This window comes from Vibrio sp. MA40-2, from assembly GCF_047302445.1.
Lineage (GTDB): Bacteria > Pseudomonadota > Gammaproteobacteria > Enterobacterales > Vibrionaceae > Vibrio.
Genome location: NZ_CP178628.1, coordinates 1,175,404 through 1,194,683, shown reverse-complemented (window position 1 = coordinate 1,194,683; position 19,280 = coordinate 1,175,404). Strand labels below are relative to the sequence as shown.

Genomic DNA, 19,280 nt, shown 5'->3' with positions numbered 1-19,280 from the left:
AAGTGCTTCTAATTGATGGTGCTTGCAACTTGGTTGGGCATATATCTGGACACACCCAACCGGTTTAACATAAACGCTAAACTTTAGTCACATAGGTAGCGGAATTTTACATCATTCCTGGCATTCCACCCATACCACCCATGCCGCCCATATCAGGCATTGCAGCACCAGCATCTTTAGCTGGAGCATCAGTAACCATTGCTTCAGTTGTGATCATTAGTCCAGCAACCGATGCAGCGAACTGTAGTGCACTGCGCGTTACTTTAGTTGGATCTAAGATACCCATTTCAAGCATATCACCGTATTCGCCTGTGGCGGCATTGTAGCCATAGCTCGCATCGCCTGCTTTAACGTTGTTAGCAACAACTGAGTCTTCCTCACCTGCATTTTCAACGATTTGACGTAAAGGCGCTTCCATTGCTCGAAGAGCAACACGAATACCAACATTTTGTTCTTCATTGCTACCTTCAAGACCCGCGACTTTAGAAGCAGCGCGAATAAGAGCAACACCACCACCAGCAACGACGCCTTCTTCAACCGCAGCACGAGTTGCGTGAAGCGCATCTTCTACACGGTCTTTCTTCTCTTTCATTTCGACTTCAGTTGCTGCGCCAACTTTGATTACTGCAACACCGCCAGCAAGTTTCGCTACGCGTTCTTGTAGTTTCTCTTTGTCGTAATCTGATGTCGCTTCTTCGATTTGTTGGCGAATTTGAGCAACGCGACCTTGAATCATTGCTTCTTCACCAAGACCATCAATGATGGTTGTATTTTCTTTAGTGATGATAACGCGCTTCGCTTGACCTAGATCTTCTAATGTAGCTTTCTCTAGTTCTAAACCAATCTCTTCTGAGATAACCGTACCAGAAGTTAGAATCGCGATATCTTGTAGCATTGATTTACGACGATCACCGAACCCTGGAGCTTTAACTGCTGCAGCTTTCACGATGCCACGCATGTTGTTTACTACCAATGTAGCCAACGCTTCACCTTCAACATCTTCTGCAATGATAAGCAGTGGACGAGAGGCTTTAGCAACCGCTTCTAGAGTGGTTAACAGCTCACGGATATTCGATACTTTTTTATCAATCAAAAGAATGAATGGGTTTTCTAATTCAACCGCACCCGCTTCTTGGTTAGTAATAAAGTAAGGAGATAGGTAACCACGGTCAAACTGCATACCTTCAACAACATCAAGTTCATCTTGAAGTGCTTGGCCTTCTTCAACAGTAATAACACCGTCACGACCTACTTTCTCCATTGCTTCAGCAATGATGTTACCAACGGTTTCATCAGTGTTCGCTGAAATCGTTCCTACTTGTGCAATCGCTTTTGTATCAGCACATGGTACAGATAGAGCTTTAAGCTCTTCTACTGCGGCAACAACCGCTTTGTCGATACCACGTTTAAGGTCCATTGGGTTCATACCAGCAGCAACCGCTTTAAGGCCTTCAGTAATGATTGACTGAGCCAATACTGTTGCTGTTGTCGTTCCATCACCAGCGGCGTCATTTGCTTGAGAAGCCACTTCTTTAACCATTTGAGCGCCCATGTTTTGGAACTTATCTTCTAGTTCAATTTCACGCGCTACAGAAACACCATCTTTAGTGATGGTTGGTGCACCGAAAGATTTATCCAATACAACGTTACGGCCTTTAGGCCCAAGCGTTACTTTTACAGCATCAGCCAGAACGTTTACACCTTCTAGCATTTTGATTCGTGCGTCATTACCAAATTTTACGTCTTTAGCAGCCATCTTATATATCCTTTCCTAAATACTATTTATATTTGCTTGTCGTTTAAGAGTGAATTACTCAACGTATGCTTATTCAACAATTGCCATGATGTCGTTTTCAGACATGACTAATACTTCTTTGCCATCTATTTTTTCAGTTTTTGTGCCGTAGCCTTCTGCAAAAATAACTACATCACCAACTTTTACATCTAAAGGCTGAACAGTGCCATTTTCTAGAATACGGCCTTTTCCTACAGCGAGAATAGTTCCGCGAGTAGATTTTTCTGCAGCCGATCCAGTTAATACAATGCCACCTGCAGATTTTGATTCAACTTCTTTGCGCTCAACGATAACACGGTCGTGTAAAGGACGAATATTCATGAGGTCGTCTCTCCTGATTGTTGTTTCATTTAATAGATAAAGTGCTGAATTCTCAGCGCGTGAAAGTTATGTTGGGGATCATGTGCAAAATCCCAAGGGGAAAAATCAAATTTTTACCTCAGAAACGACATTTTTTTTATTAAATTGTTTTTTTTTGAATGAAAACCGATTTTTGACCAATATAGAGGTTGTTATTGCACTGGATCAGAGACTGGTTCAAAATCTTACTAACAACGGATTAGGTAAAGATGATGGCTTGCAAATATTGTCATAGTAATGGGTTTTGGGAAAAAATTGGACGATGTCAACAGTGCATGAATCAGTTAACCGTGTTATCTGTTTTATGTTGGGTTGTCTGGTGGTGGTTTTATAGGAATGATCTAAGAAGTGTGGAATCAATTGCGCTAATGGTTGCAGGATTTGCATTTAATTTTATGTTGTTTCTTCATCTTCTGTTTAAATTTGTCATTATTCCATTACAAAAGAAAAACAAAATATAACCTTACTACCTTGCGTCACTCTAAACAGGTTAGACAAGATAGTAAGGTCGAGTTCGAATTACTTCTCTAGTTTAAGAAAGTAATCGAAAATTTCAGGTACGTTACCGTTACCTAAGCCAGCATCAAATGCAGCTTGAAGGTTAGCAGAAGAACCTTCAGCGATCTTAGATTCAGTACCTAGATCTTCTACCATTTTTAGGAAGTAACCCAAATCTTTGTTTGCATTGGCAATTGAGAAACCTAAGTCACTTACGCCGTCAACTGCATAGTTTTTACAGAAGCCCATAAATGGAGAGTTAGAAGGACCCGCTGACATGATGTCGAATAGTTGTTGGCGATCAACACCAGCAAGATCAGCAACAGCGAAAGCTTGAGACATTGCACAAACAGTTGTCATGCCCATAAAGTTATTTACAAGCTTAGTTGTGTGACCTGCACCTAGAGCACCAAGATGGAATACGTTCTCACCTTGTTCTTCTAGTACTGGTTTAACTTTATTGAATGTATCCATGTCGCCAGCGGCCATGATGTTTAATAGACCATCTTTAGCGTGTGCTGGAGTACGACCAAGAGGAGCATCGATCATACCGGCTCCTTTTTCAGCAAGAGCTTCACCGATCTTACGAGTAGATGCAGGGATAGAAGTACCAAAGTCAATTAATACTGAACCTTGTTTAATTCCCGCAAGAATACCGTCATCGCCGTAAACGAGTTTTTCAACTACAGCAGAAGTAGTAAGACAAAGCATAACGATGTCACTTGCTGCCGCTAGTTCTTTAGCAGAAGTGGCTTCTTTAGCACCGCGAGCAACACAAGTTGCTACTGCTTCTTTGTTAAGATCCATAACATTCAGCTCGTAGCCTCTGTTTTGTAGGTTCTCAACCATGTTACCGCCCATAAGGCCAAGTCCGATAAAACCGATTACTGGTTTTGTCATGTCTAACTCCCAAAAATACTATTGTATGTTTATATGAGTATAAATAATATACGTCTGGTTATATTTAAGCAATCCTGAATGACTAGAAATTATTGCAAGATGTTAAGTAGCTCAATCGTTAATGCAAAAAATTACATTAAATGTTCAAAAATAAACTGGTTGCTCTCACAAAAGCCGTCGAATTTTTGTTTTTAGCATAGTACAAAAAACAAACGGTGGTTGCATATTGGTCGGATGTAGAATTATCGCCTTAGACAAATTTAGATTTCAGTGAATAAAAATTAGGCTTAAATAAAGAAAAAGCCCCTAATCCAATCCGGATAGGGGCTTTCTTAGATTCTTCTAAGAAAAAGCAGTGGTACTTATTAAGACCGGGCTTTTCCTAAATTGTTCCCAAAAAAAATATTATTTTTTTAGGATTTGCTAATTAACTAATTTAACCGTTATTTTTCAAATAGTTATGCCACGTTAGTTCGGATAATGGTTTGCTCACAAAGATCAATTTCTAGCGCCACTTCATCACATGCGTGAATTCTTGGGCATTGTTCACAGTCTTTTAATACTTTTTCCGGCAGTAAACTCTTGGAGGTTGGCAAGAAGTTCTGCTTCATAAAGAATTCTGGCGTTCGTGTTAACACAAACACTTTTTGTATCGCCATCTGTTTAGCTTTGTTTATCAAATGTTGAACAATAGCTGTGCCCTGCCCTTGTTTATGCCACCCGGCCTCAATACCAAGTGATCGAATCTCAGCTAAGCCTGAATCGTAAACATAAAGAGAGGCACAACCAGTCACTTCGCCTTGATTTTCAACTACGGCAAACGAGCCGATATCTCGAATTAATTCATTACGATTTCGAGGTAGGTTTTCTCCCATATTCGACCAGTAGGCGACCATACCTTCTAAAGCGTCGATGTCAGTAAGCCTTGCAGAGCGAACTTTAATCGCGGAGACATTTCTTTTTTCAAGCCGTTGTTGTGCATGATCTACCGCGTAGGCAACTTGTTTTGGTGAAACGCCACCAAGAGCTGAACGTTTGTCTAAGCACGACTCAATGGTCAAAATGTCATAAACATCTTCTTCAATCACTTCAGAAAATACTTTTAATTCGGCAATAGATAACTCTTCTAGCGCACAACCTTTCTCTATTGCTCCAACTACCGCGACCCCAACAATATGGTGAGCTTCACGAAATGGTATATCTTTGGCAACAAGATAATCTGCTAGCTCAGTGGCATTGGCGTAACCTTGCTTCGCCGCTTCCAATGTACGCTCTTTATTGATCTTTAATCCATCAAAACACAGCGCCGCCATTTCCATGCAATCATTCCATGTATCTAAGGCATCGAATAAACCTTCTTTATCTTCCTGCATGTCTTTGTTATAAGCAAGAGGCAAGGCTTTAACTGTCATCATCATCGCCGCTAATGAACCATATACGCGACCACATTTACCACGGATTAATTCCAATGCATCAGGGTTTTTCTTCTGTGGCATTAAAGAAGAGCCGGAAGTCACTGTATCGGCTAACTCGATGAAATTAGATTCACCTGAGTTATAAAAAATCATATCTTCCGCTAGACGAGATAAATGCAGCATAGAAATAGAAGCGATAGACATCAGCTCCATCACATGGTCTCGATCTGAAACGGAATCAAGGCTATTACGGGTTGCTCGTCTAAAGCCAAGATTGTGGGCCAAGTCTTGACGATCCATAGGATAAGCCGTACCAGCCAAGGCTCCTGAGCCTAATGGACAGGTATCTAAACGATTAATGGCATCACCCAAACGTGAGTAATCACGTTCAAACATTTCTACATACGCTAGACACCAGTGTGCAAAAGTGACAGGTTGAGCTCGTTGTAAATGGGTATAACCCGGTAATACTGTTGCTTGATGCTGAGAAGCAACATCAACTAATTGATTTTGCAAACGATCCATTACACGCAGTAAATGCTGACCTTGTTGACGACACCACAACTTAAGATCTGTAGCAACCTGATCATTACGCGAGCGACCCGTGTGCAGTTTCTTGCCCAAATCACCAACTTTACTGATCAATTGTTGTTCGACCCAGCTGTGAATATCCTCAGCGTCAGATTTTAAGATCTGCTCCGGGTCTTCCATTACTTCTAATTTTAGTTCATTTAACGCGAGTTCCAGCTTTTGCTGCTCCACCTCGTTTAATACACCGACAGAACGCAGCGCTTTAGACCAAGCGATTGAACCTACAATGTCTTGCTCAGCCAATCGGTAATCAAAGCGCAATGAATCGTTAAAGTCTTTGAACCGAGTGTCTGCTGCTTGGGTAAATCTACCGCCCCATAATGCCATTGTGTCTCTCCTGATCTAAACGGAAGCTAATTATTATTTTTAGTTGGTGTTGTAATGCTACTCAATACTCGGTTGTAGATACTAGCGATATACAACCGAGAAGCAAGCATCTGCTATATTAATTTTTGTTCATTCTAATTAATTACTTTTGAGAGTTCAAAGTACGAATACGACTCGCCAAAGAATATAAACGAATAAACCCTTCTGCATGGCTTTGATCATAAACGTCATCTTCACCAAATGTTGCGAATTGTTCACTATACAAACTGTTTTCTGAACGCTTCTGTGTCGCGGTTGCTTGTCCTTTGTAAAGTTTGATAACCACTTCACCATTAACATCTTTCGCTAGACTTTCTGTCGCGGCAAGAATAGATTCGCATAATGGAGTAAACCAACGGCCATCATAGATAAGGTGAGACGCTTTAACACCCAGTTCTTCTCGGAATTCAAATGAACTCTTGTCCAACACAAGTTGTTCAATTGAACGCAGTGCTTCCATCATGATGGTTCCTCCTGGTGTTTCATAACAACCACGAGACTTCATACCAACCAAACGGTTTTCTACGATATCGATTCGGCCAATACCATGCTCAACACCTTTTTCATTTAAAGACATGAGTACGTCGTATGGCGACATTTCTTTACCGTCAACTGCAACTACTTCACAATTTTCAACTTTCAATGTGACATATTCAGCTTCATTTGGTGCATCTTCTGGGCTTTTAGTCCATGCCCAACAATCATCATTCGGTGCATTCCAAGTTTGTTCTAGTACGCCACCTTCCGTAGAAATATGCCAAGCATTAGCATCACGAGAATAAATTTTTGTTAGCGAAGCCGTACAAGGAATATTACGTTCTGCAAGATAATCTAAGCACTCTTCACGACTAACAAGATCCCACTCACGCCATGGTGCGATAACATGCAAATCAGGGGCTAATGCAGCAAATGCGCCTTCAAAACGTACTTGGTCATTACCTTTACCTGTACAACCGTGCGCCAACGCATCTGCACCAACTTTACGTGCACATTCAACCTGAGCTTTAGCGATAATTGGACGTGCCATAGACGTACCTAATAGATACTTACCTTCATATAATGCACCGGTTTTAAGTGATGGGTAAATATAGTCTTTTACCATCTCTTCTTTTAGATCAGCGACATAAACTTCAGATGCACCAGAGGCAATAGCTTTCTCTTCTACGCCTTCTAGTTCTTCTGCTCCTTGACCTACATCGGCAACAAACGCCACCACTTCACACCCATAGTTCTCTTTTAACCATGGGATAATAACTGATGTGTCCAGACCGCCGGAATAGGCTACGACTACTTTTTTAACTTCTACTTTGCTCATTGTATTTCTCCTAATCTCCCGGTCTGCACTGGCGGTCAGTTCCTGGGGTTTAAATTGGTAATTTATACTGTTTAATTTTATTTAAAAATAACGAGTTAGCTTAGTTCAAACTAACAAGGTAACTTCAAAATTTATTGGGGTAAAAACTGAGTACCTATGCTTTTACCTGAAAATAGTTCACTTAATTTTTCTGGATAACGCCACGTTGCCACTTCAATCGGTCTACCGAGTTCGTTTGCAGCATCAAGCGCCGCTTCTACTTTTACTATCATTCCGTCGGTAATCACTTTTCCTTGAATAAGTGCATCTGCTTGAACTTTATCAAGATTTGGTAACAAATGACCTTTGCCATCCAACACGCCACTTACATCAGAAAGAAGGACAAGTTCTGCATCTAATGTACTGGCAACCGCAACCGCCGCCTGATCAGCGTTAACATTCATCATTTGGCCTTGATCCGTCAAGCCGATAGAACTGATGATCGGCAGTGCTCCTGTCGCTAGAATAGCCTTAACCACGGTGGCATCTCCGGCACTTGCCTTACCAACCGCACCTAATTCTGGGTCAAGTTCAACAACGTTACATAAACCGCCGTCAGCTAAACAAAGGCCAATCGGATTCAATCCATTCTTAATCGCTTCACCTTGCAATGATTTATTCGCTGTACCCGCTAAAGCACCAGCAATGACATCAATCTGGTCATATGGTGTAACACGAAGGCCGTTTTTTTTCTCTGTTGATAATTGCAGTTTTGCCATCAGATCATCTACCAAATAGCCACCTCCATGAACAATGACCAGCTCTCTATCTGCTTGATTTTGATACGCTTGAATAGCATTAAACAGCTTGCCCAGAGTTTCAGTACATGACAACGCCGCTCCGCCTAACTTAATCACTAATGGTTTTAATGTTTGATTCATAATAATTATCTCTACACAAGTGAAGTAAGCGGCTCAAAGCCGTTACGAATATTCACACATTGCATCGCGTGACTCGATGCCCCTTTCAATAAATTGTCGATCGCGGAAACAACAATCACATGTTCGCCTTCTACCTTCCAGCCAATATCACAAAACGGTGTATTCTCAACATCTTGTATTCTTGGTACTGCATCGTGTTTTAAACGAACCGCTGGTTTATTCTTATAAGCTTGTTCAAAGGCTTTATTTACATCTTCGGCATTAACTCCAACCGCGAGCTTCATCGTAATCGTTGCCAAAATACCTCGTTTAAAATTGCCTAAATGTGGAGTAAAAATAACATCACAGCCTAAGTGCGAAGCAATTTCTGGTTTATGGCGATGACTAAAAAGCCCATAAGGCTGCAAACTCACTTCGCAAAAGCTATTAACCATAGACGATTTTCGTCCTGCACCAGAAACCCCACTGGTTGCATTAATAACTGGCCACTGATTTAGGTCTAGCATATTCATTTCAATTAACGGTTTAATCGCCAATTGTGACGCAGTAGGGTAACAGCCAGCAACAGCGATCAAATCGGTGTTTTTAATCTCTGGTTCATTCCATTCTGCCAAGCCATAAACCGCCTCACTTAATAAATCTTCATGTTGATGGTCAAAACCGTAGTATTGAGGATAAAAGCTATTTAGTTGAACTCTATACGCTCCAGATAAATCAAATACCTGACAGCCTTGCGTTAAAAACTCAGGAACTAAATCATGGCTAACTTCATGTGCCGTTGCTAAAAATACGATATCGCACTCTTTTGCTACAGATTGCACGTCAGTTAATGGTTGAACATTCATATCCACCACACCAGCAAGTTTGCCGTGCAATGTACCAATAGATTTATTCGCATCTACACTATTGGCTGAAACGTATAATCCTGATAGCGTTAACTGTGGGTGTCTTGTCACCATAAGAGCAAGTTCTGCTCCGGTATATCCGCTTGCACCAATAATTGTAGCTTTTAACATCTTCACTTATCCAAATAGCTGGGTAAAAAAACAACGGTCACACTTGACTAATCATACTAAAAAAAACGCATTATTCGGTTTTTTATTCACAAATAATGATTTAATATGCTTTTTAACGTCTTAACGGTTAACTGTCAATAGGGGAAGCAAAGATAATATGCAATTACCTAAATTTATCGATGTATATAAGGGGCTAATTTCCACCTCTTCTATCAGCTCAACAGACCCAAGCTGGGATGAGGGCAATAGCAAAGTCATTGAATTACTCGCTGACTGGCTAAAAAAAATGGATTTTGAAGTTAGTGTCATTGATGTGGAAAAAGGTAAATGCAACCTAATAGCAAAACGAGGACAAGGTGAAGGAGGCCTGTTATTAGCTGGGCATACTGATACGGTTCCTTTTGATCAGGGGCGTTGGAATTTTGATCCGCATGCATTAACAGAAGTTAATAATCGCTTTTATGGCTTAGGTACAGCGGATATGAAAGGCTTTTTTGCTTTTATTATTGAAGCAGTAAAACAGATAGATTGGAAAAATCAGAAAAAGCCAGTTTATATTTTAGCTACCTGCGATGAAGAGACCACCATGCTAGGGGCTCGTCATTTTACTGATTCGGCACCAATTCAACCTGATTACTGCATTATTGGTGAACCAACCAGTTTGGTGCCAGTGAGAGGGCATAAGGGCCATGTTGCCAATGCTATTCGAGTGACAGGTAAATCGGGGCATTCGTCCGATCCGGCCTTAGGCGTAAATGCAATTGAGATCATGCATGAAGTTATGTTTGCCTTAATGCAGTTAAAAAATAAGTTGATTAAAGAGTATCATCACCCAGGGTTCGCGATTCCATCGCCGACACTAAATTTGGGTCATATTCATGGTGGCGACAGTGCTAACCGTATTTGTGGTTGCTGTGAACTTCATTACGATGTTCGTCCTTTACCCGGTATTAGCTTAGATGGACTTGATAATCTATTACGCGGAGCCTTAAAAGAAGTCGAAGCCAAATGGCCAGATCGTATTGAAATAACCCCATTACATGAGCCTATTCCCGGATATGAATGTACACATGATGGTGGATTTATTGTCGGTATGGAAGAGATCTGTGCAACCGAATCTGAAACAGTAAATTACTGTACTGAAGCGCCATTTTTACAACAATTATGTCCTACGTTAGTACTCGGTCCAGGCTCAATTGAACAAGCTCATCAACCGGATGAATTTTTAGCGACCGAATATATTGAACCGACCATAAAAATACTATCAAAAGCCATTCATCAATACTGCTTTTAATTGGGATCTTGTTTAAATATCCAAAGACTGGAGATTGGTTTCGGTCGGCGCATCATGGCTAAATTTGTATAGCGGGCAAGTTTGTATATCGATTAAGTTTACATGATTACTAAGTTTGCATAATTACTAAGTCTGTATAACTGTTAGGTGCAGTTAGTTATTGATATGCATCTCGAAACGCAAGTACAAGGGAGGAGGTTAGGTGGTTCACGCGATCTCTTCCCTTTCAATCATATGTTATTATGGTTGGTATTACTGGCTATGTATTTAGTTATGAAATTAATTTTCACAATGATTTTACATAGGAGCATTTATAAGAAGTCACTTTTATCCAACCTAATTAAAATCATAAGGTCTTTATTTGACTCAGAGCACATAAATTAGCTAGATTGTCTATCCAGGACGAAAATAGACTGTAATTTAATTACGAGGCAGAAAGGAAATGAACGAGAAGTATGCTGCTTTAAAAAGTAATGTGAGAACATTAGGTCACTTACTTGGCAACACTATAAAAAATGCCCATGGCGAAGAAATCTTAGAAAAAGTAGAAGAGATACGCCAGCTTTCAAAATCTGCCGAACGAGAAAACGATCAACAAGCTCGTGAGAAGCTGATCAAAGTGATCTCAGATCTACCAGATGACCAATTAAACCCTGTAGCTAGGGCTTTTAACCAATTTTTAAACTTAACCAATATTGCGGAGCAATACCACACAATTTCACGCCATTGTGATACCAATGTTTGTGAACCAGATGCTATTCATTCACTGTTTTCCAAACTGACGTCAAATAGTGTTGGTAAACTCGATACCGCGCAAGCAATCAAAGAACTTAATATTGAATTAGTACTCACGGCTCATCCGACTGAAATCGCTCGGCGTACCATGATCAACAAGCTAGTGAAGATAAATCAATGTCTCTCACAACTCGAACTGACTGATCTTTCTGACAGAGAGCGGGTTAAACAAGAACGCCGCTTAGAGCAACTTATTGCTCAATCTTGGCATTCTGATGATATGCGTAAAGAACGCCCTACGCCGTTAGATGAAGCTAAATGGGGCTTTGCTGTTGTTGAAAATTCATTATGGCAAGCGGTTCCTGAGTTTTTACGTGAGTTCAATGATCGAGTAGAAGAATATTTAGGTGAAGGTTTACCTATTGATGCTCGCCCTGTTCATTTTTCTTCTTGGATGGGAGGTGACAGAGATGGTAACCCGTTTGTTACTCACAATATCACCCATGAAGTACTGCACTTGTCACGCTGGAAAGCAGCAGATCTGTATTTAAATGATATTCAAGAGCTTATCAGTGAACTGTCCATGGTTGATTGCAGCGAAGGCCTACGTGAATTTGCTGGCGATGCACATGAACCTTATCGAGCGGTTCTAAAAGATCTACGTGTTCTTTTAACCGATACATTAGACGTTCTTGATGCAAAAATTAACAAAACCGATGTACCAAACAAAATCATTTTAGAAAAAGTGGAGCAATTATGGCAGCCTCTTCACGCATGCTACCAATCTCTTCACCAATGCGGTATGGGCGTTATAGCCGATGGTTCGTTACTTGATACATTGCGCAGAGTTAGAGCATTTGGTGTTCACTTAGTCCGTTTAGATATTCGCCAAGAGAGTACTCGTCACTCTGATGTATTGTCTGAGCTAACGCGTTACCTTGGTATTGGTGACTACGATCACTGGAGCGAGCAAGACAAGATCTCTTTCCTTGTTAATGAATTAAGTTCTAAGCGCCCATTACTACCCCGTAATTGGCAACCATCTGAAGCGGTTAAAGAGGTTTTAGACACCTGTAAGATCATTGCTAGCCAATCACGTGAAGCGTTTGGTTCTTACGTGATATCTATGGCTCGCACCGCATCTGATGTTCTTGCTGTGCACTTGCTTCTTCAAGAGTCTGGTTGTGAGTTCAGAATGGATGTTTGCCCATTATTCGAAACCCTAGATGATTTAAATAACTCAGAAGCGGTCATCAAACAACTGCTCGAGATTGACTGGTATCGTGGCTTTATTCAAAACCATCAAATGGTCATGATTGGCTATTCTGATTCAGCCAAAGATGCCGGTGTTATGTCAGCAGGATGGGCACAATACAGCGCAATGGATGCCTTAGTGCGTGTCTGTGAAGAAGCCAACATAGAATTGACCCTATTCCATGGCCGAGGTGGCACAATTGGTCGTGGTGGTGCACCAGCACATGCTGCATTACTGTCTCAACCACCAAAAAGCTTACAAGGTGGTCTGCGTGTAACCGAACAAGGTGAAATGATCCGCTTTAAGTTGGGCTTACCGGAAGTTGCTGTAAACAGTTTTAATCTGTACGCCAGTGCCGTGCTAGAAGCGAACCTTTTGCCGCCACCAAATCCAAAACAAGAATGGCGTGATTTGATGGAAGAGTTGTCACAAGTATCCTGTGAAGCATATCGTTCTGTAGTAAGAGAAGAGCCCGATTTTGTTCCTTACTTCAGAGCCGCAACTCCAGAACAAGAACTGGGTAAATTACCTTTAGGATCTCGTCCTTCAAAAAGAAATCCAAATGGTGGTGTTGAAAGCTTACGAGCGATTCCATGGATATTCTCATGGAGCCAAAACCGGTTAGTACTCCCTGCTTGGCTAGGTGCTGGTGAATCCATTCAGCACTCTATCGACCATGGACATCAGGATTTGTTAGAAGAAATGTGTCGCGAGTGGCCTTTCTTTTCAACTCGTTTGGGTATGCTTGAAATGGTGTACTCTAAGTCGAGTATTGAGATATCTCAGTACTATGATCAAAGGCTTACCGATAAGTCATTATGGAGACTGGGCGATAGATTAAGAGATCAACTACAAAAAGACATCAAAGCCGTGCTTAATGTAGAAAACAATGAAAACTTAATGCAAAGTAACCCTTGGGGACTTGAGTCTATTCGACTTCGCAACGTGTATGTATTACCAATGAACATCCTTCAAGCTGAACTTCTGTATCGAACTCGTCAGTCAGATCATGTTTCTTCTGAACTAGATGAAGCCTTAATGGTGACAATTGCAGGTATTGCTGCAGGAATGCGTAATACTGGCTAGGATTAATAGCCAAAAACAGGACAACAATACCCTTTCGATCGGAATGTTGTCCTGCTTACCTTCCTTACTGAGAGATTTATCATCATTTTGAGACAAATTGCCCTATATTTTTATTTATACCTTAAACTTTAGTGGTATGCTTACGCCCCGTTGTGCATTAAAGACAAATTATACTTACAATAAGCACAATCTCTAGGAATCAAACTCCAAACACCGCTAGGTGAAATTCGGCTATAAATTGGGATTAATGAACGCACAAAGAGGCGTCGTTATCCTGAACTGCTTGATTAATGGGTGTCAAAGAAAGCGAAAACGCAGTTCATAGTTATGAGTTTATATATTACTAATTATTGGATTTAAGACATGTCATTACCACACGTAATCTTAACCGTTTTAAGCACTCGTAATGCTACCGGATATGATATCACCAAAGAATTTTCCTACAGTATCGGTTATTTTTGGAAAGCGAGTCATCAACAAGTTTATCGCGAGCTAAATAAGATGGCTGAAAATGATCTCGTTACCTGTAACATTCAACCACAAGACGGCAAACCAGATAAAAAAGTTTACTCCATTACTGAAAATGGACGTAAAGCTTTAGGAGAATGGTTTGAACAACCCACAGCGCAACCAACGGTACGCGACGAATTCAGTGCTAAGCTTATCGCTTGTGCAGTGCAGCCAACGTCTCCGTTAAGAGAGCAAATATCTTTACTTATAAATGAATCTAAACAACTGGTTAATCACTATAAGCAAATAGAAGCGACACACTATGGTGATCCTGCAAATTTAGATAGACACGCAAAACTAGAGCGCCTTACTTTAAGACGAAATATGATAATGCGCGAAGCATGGATAAATTGGGCAGAAGAAGTTGCTGCTGAATTGGATTCTATGCAATAAGTGAAGATTTGATAGATTAAGTAAAACGGTTCATTTTAAACATTTTTATAGCAACAACCAAAAGAGGGTTGATACATAGTATCAACCCTCTTTTTTCTGGTACGGCTTGCTGTTTATCAGGCTTTATTTTTCAGGTCTAACCCCTAAAGTATGACATAAAGCAAATGTCATTTCGGCGCGATTTAAAGTATAAAAATGGAAATCTTTTACGCCTTCTCGGCTAAGAATTCTTACCATATCAATCGCTTGACTTGCTCCAACCAACTGTCTAGTTGTTGGGTCGTCCTCCAAACCACTAAACTGCTGTGCCATCCAACCCGGAACTTTTACATGATTCATTGCCGCAAATCGTGACGCTTGAGTAAAATTAGATACAGGTAAAATGCCTGGTACTATTTCAACATCAATACCCGCACTCACACAACGATCACGAAACCTCAGGTAACTTTCAACATCAAAGAAAAATTGCGTAATCGCTCTATTGGCACCTGCATCAACTTTTCTTTTTAAGTTAAGTAAGTCAGCTTGAGCACTTTTAGCTTCTGGATGAACTTCAGGAAAAGCAGCAACCGAAATATCAAAATCATGGCGCGCTTTAAGCAGATTAACCAAATCCGATGCATACATATCTGGAGCACCGCCTCCTACTGGAATGTCACCACGCAAAGCGACTATATTTCGAATCCCATTTGCCCAGTAGTCTTCCGCAATATCAATAAGTTCATCGCGACTTGCATCAATGCAGGTTAAATGTGGAGCCGCAACTAAACCCGTCTCATCTTTAATTTGTTTAATAATAGAGTGAGTACGATCTCGTTCGCCAGAATTAGCACCATACGTCACGGAAACAAATTTAGGTTGCAACGTTTTTAGACGATGTACCGAGTTCCACAACGTTTCTTCCATTTTTTCGCTACTAGGAGGGAAAAACTCAAATGAAACATTAATATCACCAAGCTCTGCGATATTTTGATTTAAAGCGTCTAGATGACTTGCATGTGAATAGCTCATTGTGCATTTCTCTCCCATTTAGGGCTAATAGTGGGTTATATCTTTTTGACGTTTAGACGTCTATATGTCCACTAGAATGTAATGAAATGAGCTTAATGTCAACCTGATGATCATGAGCTTTTTTCATGTAAAAATGAGAATTACTCAACAAGTGGTGTAACGTCTATATAAAACCTCAAGGCCACTAATGAAATAGTGGCCTTGAGGTAAGTTAAAACAAGTTGGAAAGTCGATTAATGTCGGATTGAATCGCTCCAGCGGTAACGAACTGACCCGCTCCTGGCCCACGAATAACCAATGGATTATCCTTATACCAAACACTTTCAATAGCAAAGATATTGTCACATGGTAATAAGTTAGCTAACGCATGCTCTTTATTCAAAGCCTCTATACCTACCGTTGCCGTTCCATCTTTTTCTAAACGAGCAACATAGCGCAATACTCGATCTTCTTTTTGTGCTTTTTCTAACCTTTCTGCCAAGATTTCATTCAGTAACTGTCCTTGGTCAAAAAACTGGTCAATCGTCAAACCTTTAAGCTCTTCTGGTATCAGAGATTCCACTTTGACATTTTCTGGTTCAATGATTAAACCGGACTCTCGAGCCAAAATAACCAGTTTTCTCATAACATCAGAACCATTCAAATCTTCCCGAGGGTCGGGCTCTGTTAGGCCTTGTTGCCACGCGAGCTCAACCAGCTCACTAAACGGAATTGAACCGTCAAATTGTTGGAAAAGCCAAGATAAAGTACCCGAAAATATACCTGAAAGTGCAGTAATTTGGTCACCACTCTCTTTTAGATCACGTACCGTATGGTTTATCGGTAGCCCTGCGCCCACAGTAGCATTATAAAGCCAATGACGACCGGTTTTCGCAAAGGCATCTTGCACTTGATGATAAAAAGTACTCGAAGCAGATCCCGCTACCTTATTAGCGGAAATTAAATGAAAACCTTTTTCTGCTATCTCTGGATACTTCATCGACAACTCTTCACTTGCTGTCACATCGATAATAATCACTTCGTCAAATGTCTGATGATGGCTCAATTTTGTTAACCATTCAGTTCCATCACTTTCTATCGCTTTATCATCATATCGACTCAATACCGTACTAGGGTCAATTCCGTCGGTTTCCATCCAGTAGGTTTTGCTTCCTATAACGGCAATTAAGTCAAAACTCATTCCTCTACGCTTCTCTATTTCACTTTTTTGTGTCTTAAAGAGCTGTAACCAACCGGAGCCGATATTACCTTTTCCACACAATACTAAACCAATTCTTTTTTGAGCTTGGAATAACTGCGTGTGAATATTTTGGATCAATATTTCAGTATTAGAAGTACGTAAAACAGCGGCGAAGCTCAAACCTGATTCTGCTTCGCACATAAACTCGACTGGTGCATTTTTTAATTGTTGGTAAAAGCCATGGCTATGAATCGGATTCTTAGTTACACCAGCACCAACTGCGGCAACCATAGAATAGCCCTCTTTGAGACGAATATCGGCTTCGATGGCCGCATCATTTAAATACCTCAAGGCACCAGCCGCAACTTCAGAGGTGTAAGCAAGCAGTATCTCTCCCTGATCGGCTTGTACTTCAAAAGCTAACGGTTGTAACTGAGCTCGTTGTAAACTTTGTAAAACCTCTTCTTTTGCTCGTTCAAAGTCGTGGCCTAAGCTAAAGATCAACTCGATAAGCAGCACATCATCAAGCGAAGTGATAATTTTGGCGCCACGACCTGAAGCAAGTACCCTTTCTATTCTGGTTGACCCTGCTTCTGGTTGATAACTGCAACGAAGCTCCAAATCCATAGCACTTTGAGCAACCGGCTGTAAGGTTCTACTATGTAGAACAGGTGCCGCTAAACGAGCCAGTTCACTGGCTTCATCAAGCCTTAATAACGGTAATAAACAAGCATCATTCACCTTACGTGGGTCAGCGCTGTATACGCCACTAACATCACTCCAAATCGTGACTCGGTTGACGTCGGCTAATGCACCAATCATTGTTGCGGAATAATCCGAGCCATTACGACCGAGTAAAACGGTATCACCGGCACTATTTTTTGCCATAAAACCAGTGATCACAAGTCGACATTGTGGATGTTGCACCAATATATCTTTTAGTAAAGGCAAAGACCGGGAACGATCTATCTCTGGCTGAGTACCTAAATCTGCTCGCAGAAAATCTCGTGAATCGGTTGCTACAGAAGGCATTGTTTCTTGACTGAGTAATTGCGCTAATAACCTAGCAGACCAAACTTCACCATGCCCAAGCACGCTGGCTTCTTGTTGATGAGTCAGTGGAATTTGCATATCGCCTAAAGCAGAAAATTCCGCATGCAATACGGCTAACAATTCATTGGGTTCATCCAATAATTGCTCAATTAAATTCGACTGATATTGACGCAACTGCATAAGCAATTCATGCGCTGTTCGTCCATCTTTATTTAGAGCATTTAACCATTCAAGCAGTCTATTGGTCGTATCACCAGCCGCAGAAACAACAATTAAATCTTCATGTTGTGAATATTCGGAAAGAATGTTCGCCACACGCTTATAGCACTCAGGGTTAGCAAGACTGCTACCACCGAATTTATGCAGCTGACGCTTACCTGTCATTTACGCTGTCTCCTGAACTTCTTTAAAGGCATTATCTAAATCTTCAATTAAATCTCGGCTATCTTCTAGCCCTACCGATAATCGAAGCAATGTTTGAGCGATACCAGCTTGTTGAAGCGCCTCTTCACCCATTGCTCGATGAGTCATCGTAGCAGGGTGACAAATAAGGCTTTCCACTCCCCCTAAAGACTCCGCTAGAGAGAACAGTTTTAGCGCACCAACAAAAGCTTTTAACTGTTCCATAGACCCATTGAATTCAAAACTTAGCATTGAACCAAAACCAGACTGTTGTTTTTTAGCTATTTCATGGCCTGGATGATTCACTAAACTTGGGTGATAAATGGTACCAACGCGATCTTGCTTAGCTAAGTAATGTAAAATTTCTCGCGAACTCTCTTCATGTATTCGCATTCTTGCACCCAAGGTTCGTATGCCTCGCAGCGTCATATAGCTATCAAAGGGCGTGCCCGTCGCACCAATACAATTTCCCCACCAAGCTAATTCTTCGGCATGTTGCTCGGTTTTGGTCACAATCACGCCGCCAATTACATCGGAATGACCGTTAATATATTTGGTTGTAGAATGAATAACAAAATCTGCACCTAACTCCAGTGGTTTTTGGTATATCGGTGTCATAAAGGTATTATCCACCGCGACCAATGCCCCTACTGCATGCGCTTTTTTACAGGTTTCTTGCACATCCACCACTCTCACCAATGGATTAGATGGTGTTTCTAACAAGACTAATTTTGGCTTTTTAGCCAATGCCGCCTCTAAAGCTGATTGATCTGATTGATCAATAAATAAAACCGAAAAATCACCTTTCTGAGCTCTGGTATTAAACAAACGATACGTACCACCATAACAATCATTCGGTGCCACAATCAGATCATTTGGACCTATAAAAGCCGATACCCATAAATTGAGTGCTGAGGTACCACAATTAGTCACCACTGCACCTGCACCTGACTCTAGTTCGGAAAGGGCTTGTTCCAACATATTTCTATTGGGATTGCCAGAACGGGTATAATCGTATTTAGGAACATCGCCAAAATTAGGGAAGCTATAATTGGTCGATAAATAAATGGGAGGGACGACGGCTTGATATTGGGAATCAGATTCAATCCCGGTGCGAACAGCAATAGTCGCAGGTTTCCTTTGTGTCATGTGCTTGCTTTCCTTTATCAGGTTTCAGGCTGTGAT

Annotated in this window: 14 protein-coding genes; 4 read left to right on the top strand and 10 right to left on the bottom strand. The window is 41.0% G+C overall.

Going from position 1 to position 19,280, the window contains the following annotated elements:
- Positions 1 to 106: 106 nt before the first annotated feature.
- Positions 107 to 1,756, bottom strand: a complete 1,650-nt coding sequence (gene groL, locus ACLKML_RS13135; RefSeq protein ID WP_413285687.1) for a chaperonin GroEL — start codon at positions 1,754 to 1,756, stop codon at positions 107 to 109.
- Between the two features lie 69 nt (positions 1,757 to 1,825).
- Positions 1,826 to 2,116, bottom strand: a complete 291-nt coding sequence (locus ACLKML_RS13130; protein WP_413285686.1) for a co-chaperone GroES — start codon at positions 2,114 to 2,116, stop codon at positions 1,826 to 1,828.
- Positions 2,117 to 2,367: 251 nt separating this feature from the next.
- Here ACLKML_RS13130 and ACLKML_RS13125 point away from each other — a divergent pair, with 251 nt between their 5' ends.
- Entirely contained in the window at positions 2,368 to 2,616 is a 249-nt protein-coding gene (locus ACLKML_RS13125; protein WP_413285880.1) for a DUF3624 domain-containing protein, read from the top strand.
- 58 nt (positions 2,617 to 2,674) lie between these two features.
- Here ACLKML_RS13125 and ACLKML_RS13120 read toward each other — a convergent pair whose 3' ends face one another.
- The 5 genes from ACLKML_RS13120 to argC all read right to left on the bottom strand — a co-directional run bounded on the left by ACLKML_RS13120 (position 2,675) and on the right by argC (position 9,176).
- Positions 2,675 to 3,553 carry an NAD(P)-dependent oxidoreductase gene (locus tag ACLKML_RS13120; RefSeq protein ID WP_413285685.1) on the bottom strand — a complete coding sequence of 293 codons (879 nt, stop codon included), beginning with the start codon at positions 3,551 to 3,553 and terminating at the stop codon, positions 2,675 to 2,677.
- Between the two features lie 458 nt (positions 3,554 to 4,011).
- Positions 4,012 to 5,886, bottom strand: coding sequence for an argininosuccinate lyase (argH, locus tag ACLKML_RS13115; RefSeq protein WP_413285684.1), 1,875 nt, complete (start codon positions 5,884 to 5,886; stop codon positions 4,012 to 4,014).
- 142 nt (positions 5,887 to 6,028) lie between these two features.
- A complete protein-coding gene (locus ACLKML_RS13110) occupies positions 6,029 to 7,240 on the bottom strand; it encodes an argininosuccinate synthase (protein WP_413285683.1) in 1,212 nt (403 codons plus the stop codon).
- A gap of 131 nt (positions 7,241 to 7,371) precedes the next feature.
- On the bottom strand, positions 7,372 to 8,160 hold the full coding sequence (argB, locus tag ACLKML_RS13105; RefSeq protein ID WP_413285682.1) for an acetylglutamate kinase: 789 nt from the start codon (positions 8,158 to 8,160) through the stop codon (positions 7,372 to 7,374).
- An 11-nt stretch (positions 8,161 to 8,171) separates the two neighbouring features.
- The gene (gene argC / locus ACLKML_RS13100; RefSeq protein WP_413285681.1) at positions 8,172 to 9,176 is read right to left on the bottom strand and encodes an N-acetyl-gamma-glutamyl-phosphate reductase; all 1,005 of its coding nucleotides are present in this window, start codon (positions 9,174 to 9,176) and stop codon (positions 8,172 to 8,174) included.
- A 157-nt stretch (positions 9,177 to 9,333) separates the two neighbouring features.
- Between argC and argE the strand changes: the two genes are divergently transcribed.
- From argE to ACLKML_RS13085, 3 genes are all read left to right on the top strand, one after another.
- Positions 9,334 to 10,470, top strand: a complete 1,137-nt coding sequence (argE, locus tag ACLKML_RS13095; RefSeq protein ID WP_413285680.1) for an acetylornithine deacetylase — start codon at positions 9,334 to 9,336, stop codon at positions 10,468 to 10,470.
- Positions 10,471 to 10,912: 442 nt separating this feature from the next.
- A complete protein-coding gene (ppc, locus tag ACLKML_RS13090; protein ID WP_413285679.1) occupies positions 10,913 to 13,546 on the top strand; it encodes a phosphoenolpyruvate carboxylase in 2,634 nt (877 codons plus the stop codon).
- 363 nt (positions 13,547 to 13,909) lie between these two features.
- Complete coding sequence (locus ACLKML_RS13085; RefSeq protein WP_413285678.1) at positions 13,910 to 14,449, top strand: PadR family transcriptional regulator; 540 nt, start codon at positions 13,910 to 13,912, stop codon at positions 14,447 to 14,449.
- A 123-nt stretch (positions 14,450 to 14,572) separates the two neighbouring features.
- Here ACLKML_RS13085 and metF read toward each other — a convergent pair whose 3' ends face one another.
- The 3 genes from metF to ACLKML_RS13070 form a co-directional block, all read right to left on the bottom strand.
- A complete protein-coding gene (gene metF / locus ACLKML_RS13080; protein WP_413285677.1) occupies positions 14,573 to 15,460 on the bottom strand; it encodes a methylenetetrahydrofolate reductase in 888 nt (295 codons plus the stop codon).
- A gap of 211 nt (positions 15,461 to 15,671) precedes the next feature.
- Entirely contained in the window at positions 15,672 to 18,077 is a 2,406-nt protein-coding gene (locus ACLKML_RS13075) for a bifunctional aspartate kinase/homoserine dehydrogenase II (RefSeq protein ID WP_413285676.1), read from the bottom strand.
- Positions 18,078 to 19,244: an O-succinylhomoserine (thiol)-lyase gene (locus ACLKML_RS13070; RefSeq protein ID WP_413285675.1), complete on the bottom strand. Its 1,167-nt coding sequence runs from the start codon at positions 19,242 to 19,244 to the stop codon at positions 18,078 to 18,080.
- Positions 19,245 to 19,280 lie beyond the last annotated feature (36 nt).

Excerpts from the sequence above, each read along its gene's own strand:
- ppc (WP_413285679.1), top strand. The coding sequence starts at position 10,913 with ATGAACGAGAAGTATGCTGCTTTAAAAAGTAATGTGAGAACATTAGGT.
- ACLKML_RS13075 (WP_413285676.1), bottom strand. The coding sequence starts at position 18,077 with ATGACAGGTAAGCGTCAGCTGCATAAATTCGGTGGTAGCAGTCTTGCT.
- ACLKML_RS13120 (WP_413285685.1), bottom strand. The coding sequence starts at position 3,553 with ATGACAAAACCAGTAATCGGTTTTATCGGACTTGGCCTTATGGGCGGT.
- ACLKML_RS13125 (WP_413285880.1), top strand. The coding sequence starts at position 2,368 with ATGGCTTGCAAATATTGTCATAGTAATGGGTTTTGGGAAAAAATTGGA.
- groL (WP_413285687.1), bottom strand. The coding sequence starts at position 1,756 with ATGGCTGCTAAAGACGTAAAATTTGGTAATGACGCACGAATCAAAATG.
- argH (WP_413285684.1), bottom strand. The coding sequence starts at position 5,886 with ATGGCATTATGGGGCGGTAGATTTACCCAAGCAGCAGACACTCGGTTC.
- ACLKML_RS13070 (WP_413285675.1), bottom strand. The coding sequence starts at position 19,244 with ATGACACAAAGGAAACCTGCGACTATTGCTGTTCGCACCGGGATTGAA.
- ACLKML_RS13085 (WP_413285678.1), top strand. The coding sequence starts at position 13,910 with ATGTCATTACCACACGTAATCTTAACCGTTTTAAGCACTCGTAATGCT.
- argC (WP_413285681.1), bottom strand. The coding sequence starts at position 9,176 with ATGTTAAAAGCTACAATTATTGGTGCAAGCGGATATACCGGAGCAGAA.
- argE (WP_413285680.1), top strand. The coding sequence starts at position 9,334 with ATGCAATTACCTAAATTTATCGATGTATATAAGGGGCTAATTTCCACC.
- argB (WP_413285682.1), bottom strand. The coding sequence starts at position 8,160 with ATGAATCAAACATTAAAACCATTAGTGATTAAGTTAGGCGGAGCGGCG.
- ACLKML_RS13110 (WP_413285683.1), bottom strand. The coding sequence starts at position 7,240 with ATGAGCAAAGTAGAAGTTAAAAAAGTAGTCGTAGCCTATTCCGGCGGT.
- metF (WP_413285677.1), bottom strand. The coding sequence starts at position 15,460 with ATGAGCTATTCACATGCAAGTCATCTAGACGCTTTAAATCAAAATATC.
- ACLKML_RS13130 (WP_413285686.1), bottom strand. The coding sequence starts at position 2,116 with ATGAATATTCGTCCTTTACACGACCGTGTTATCGTTGAGCGCAAAGAA.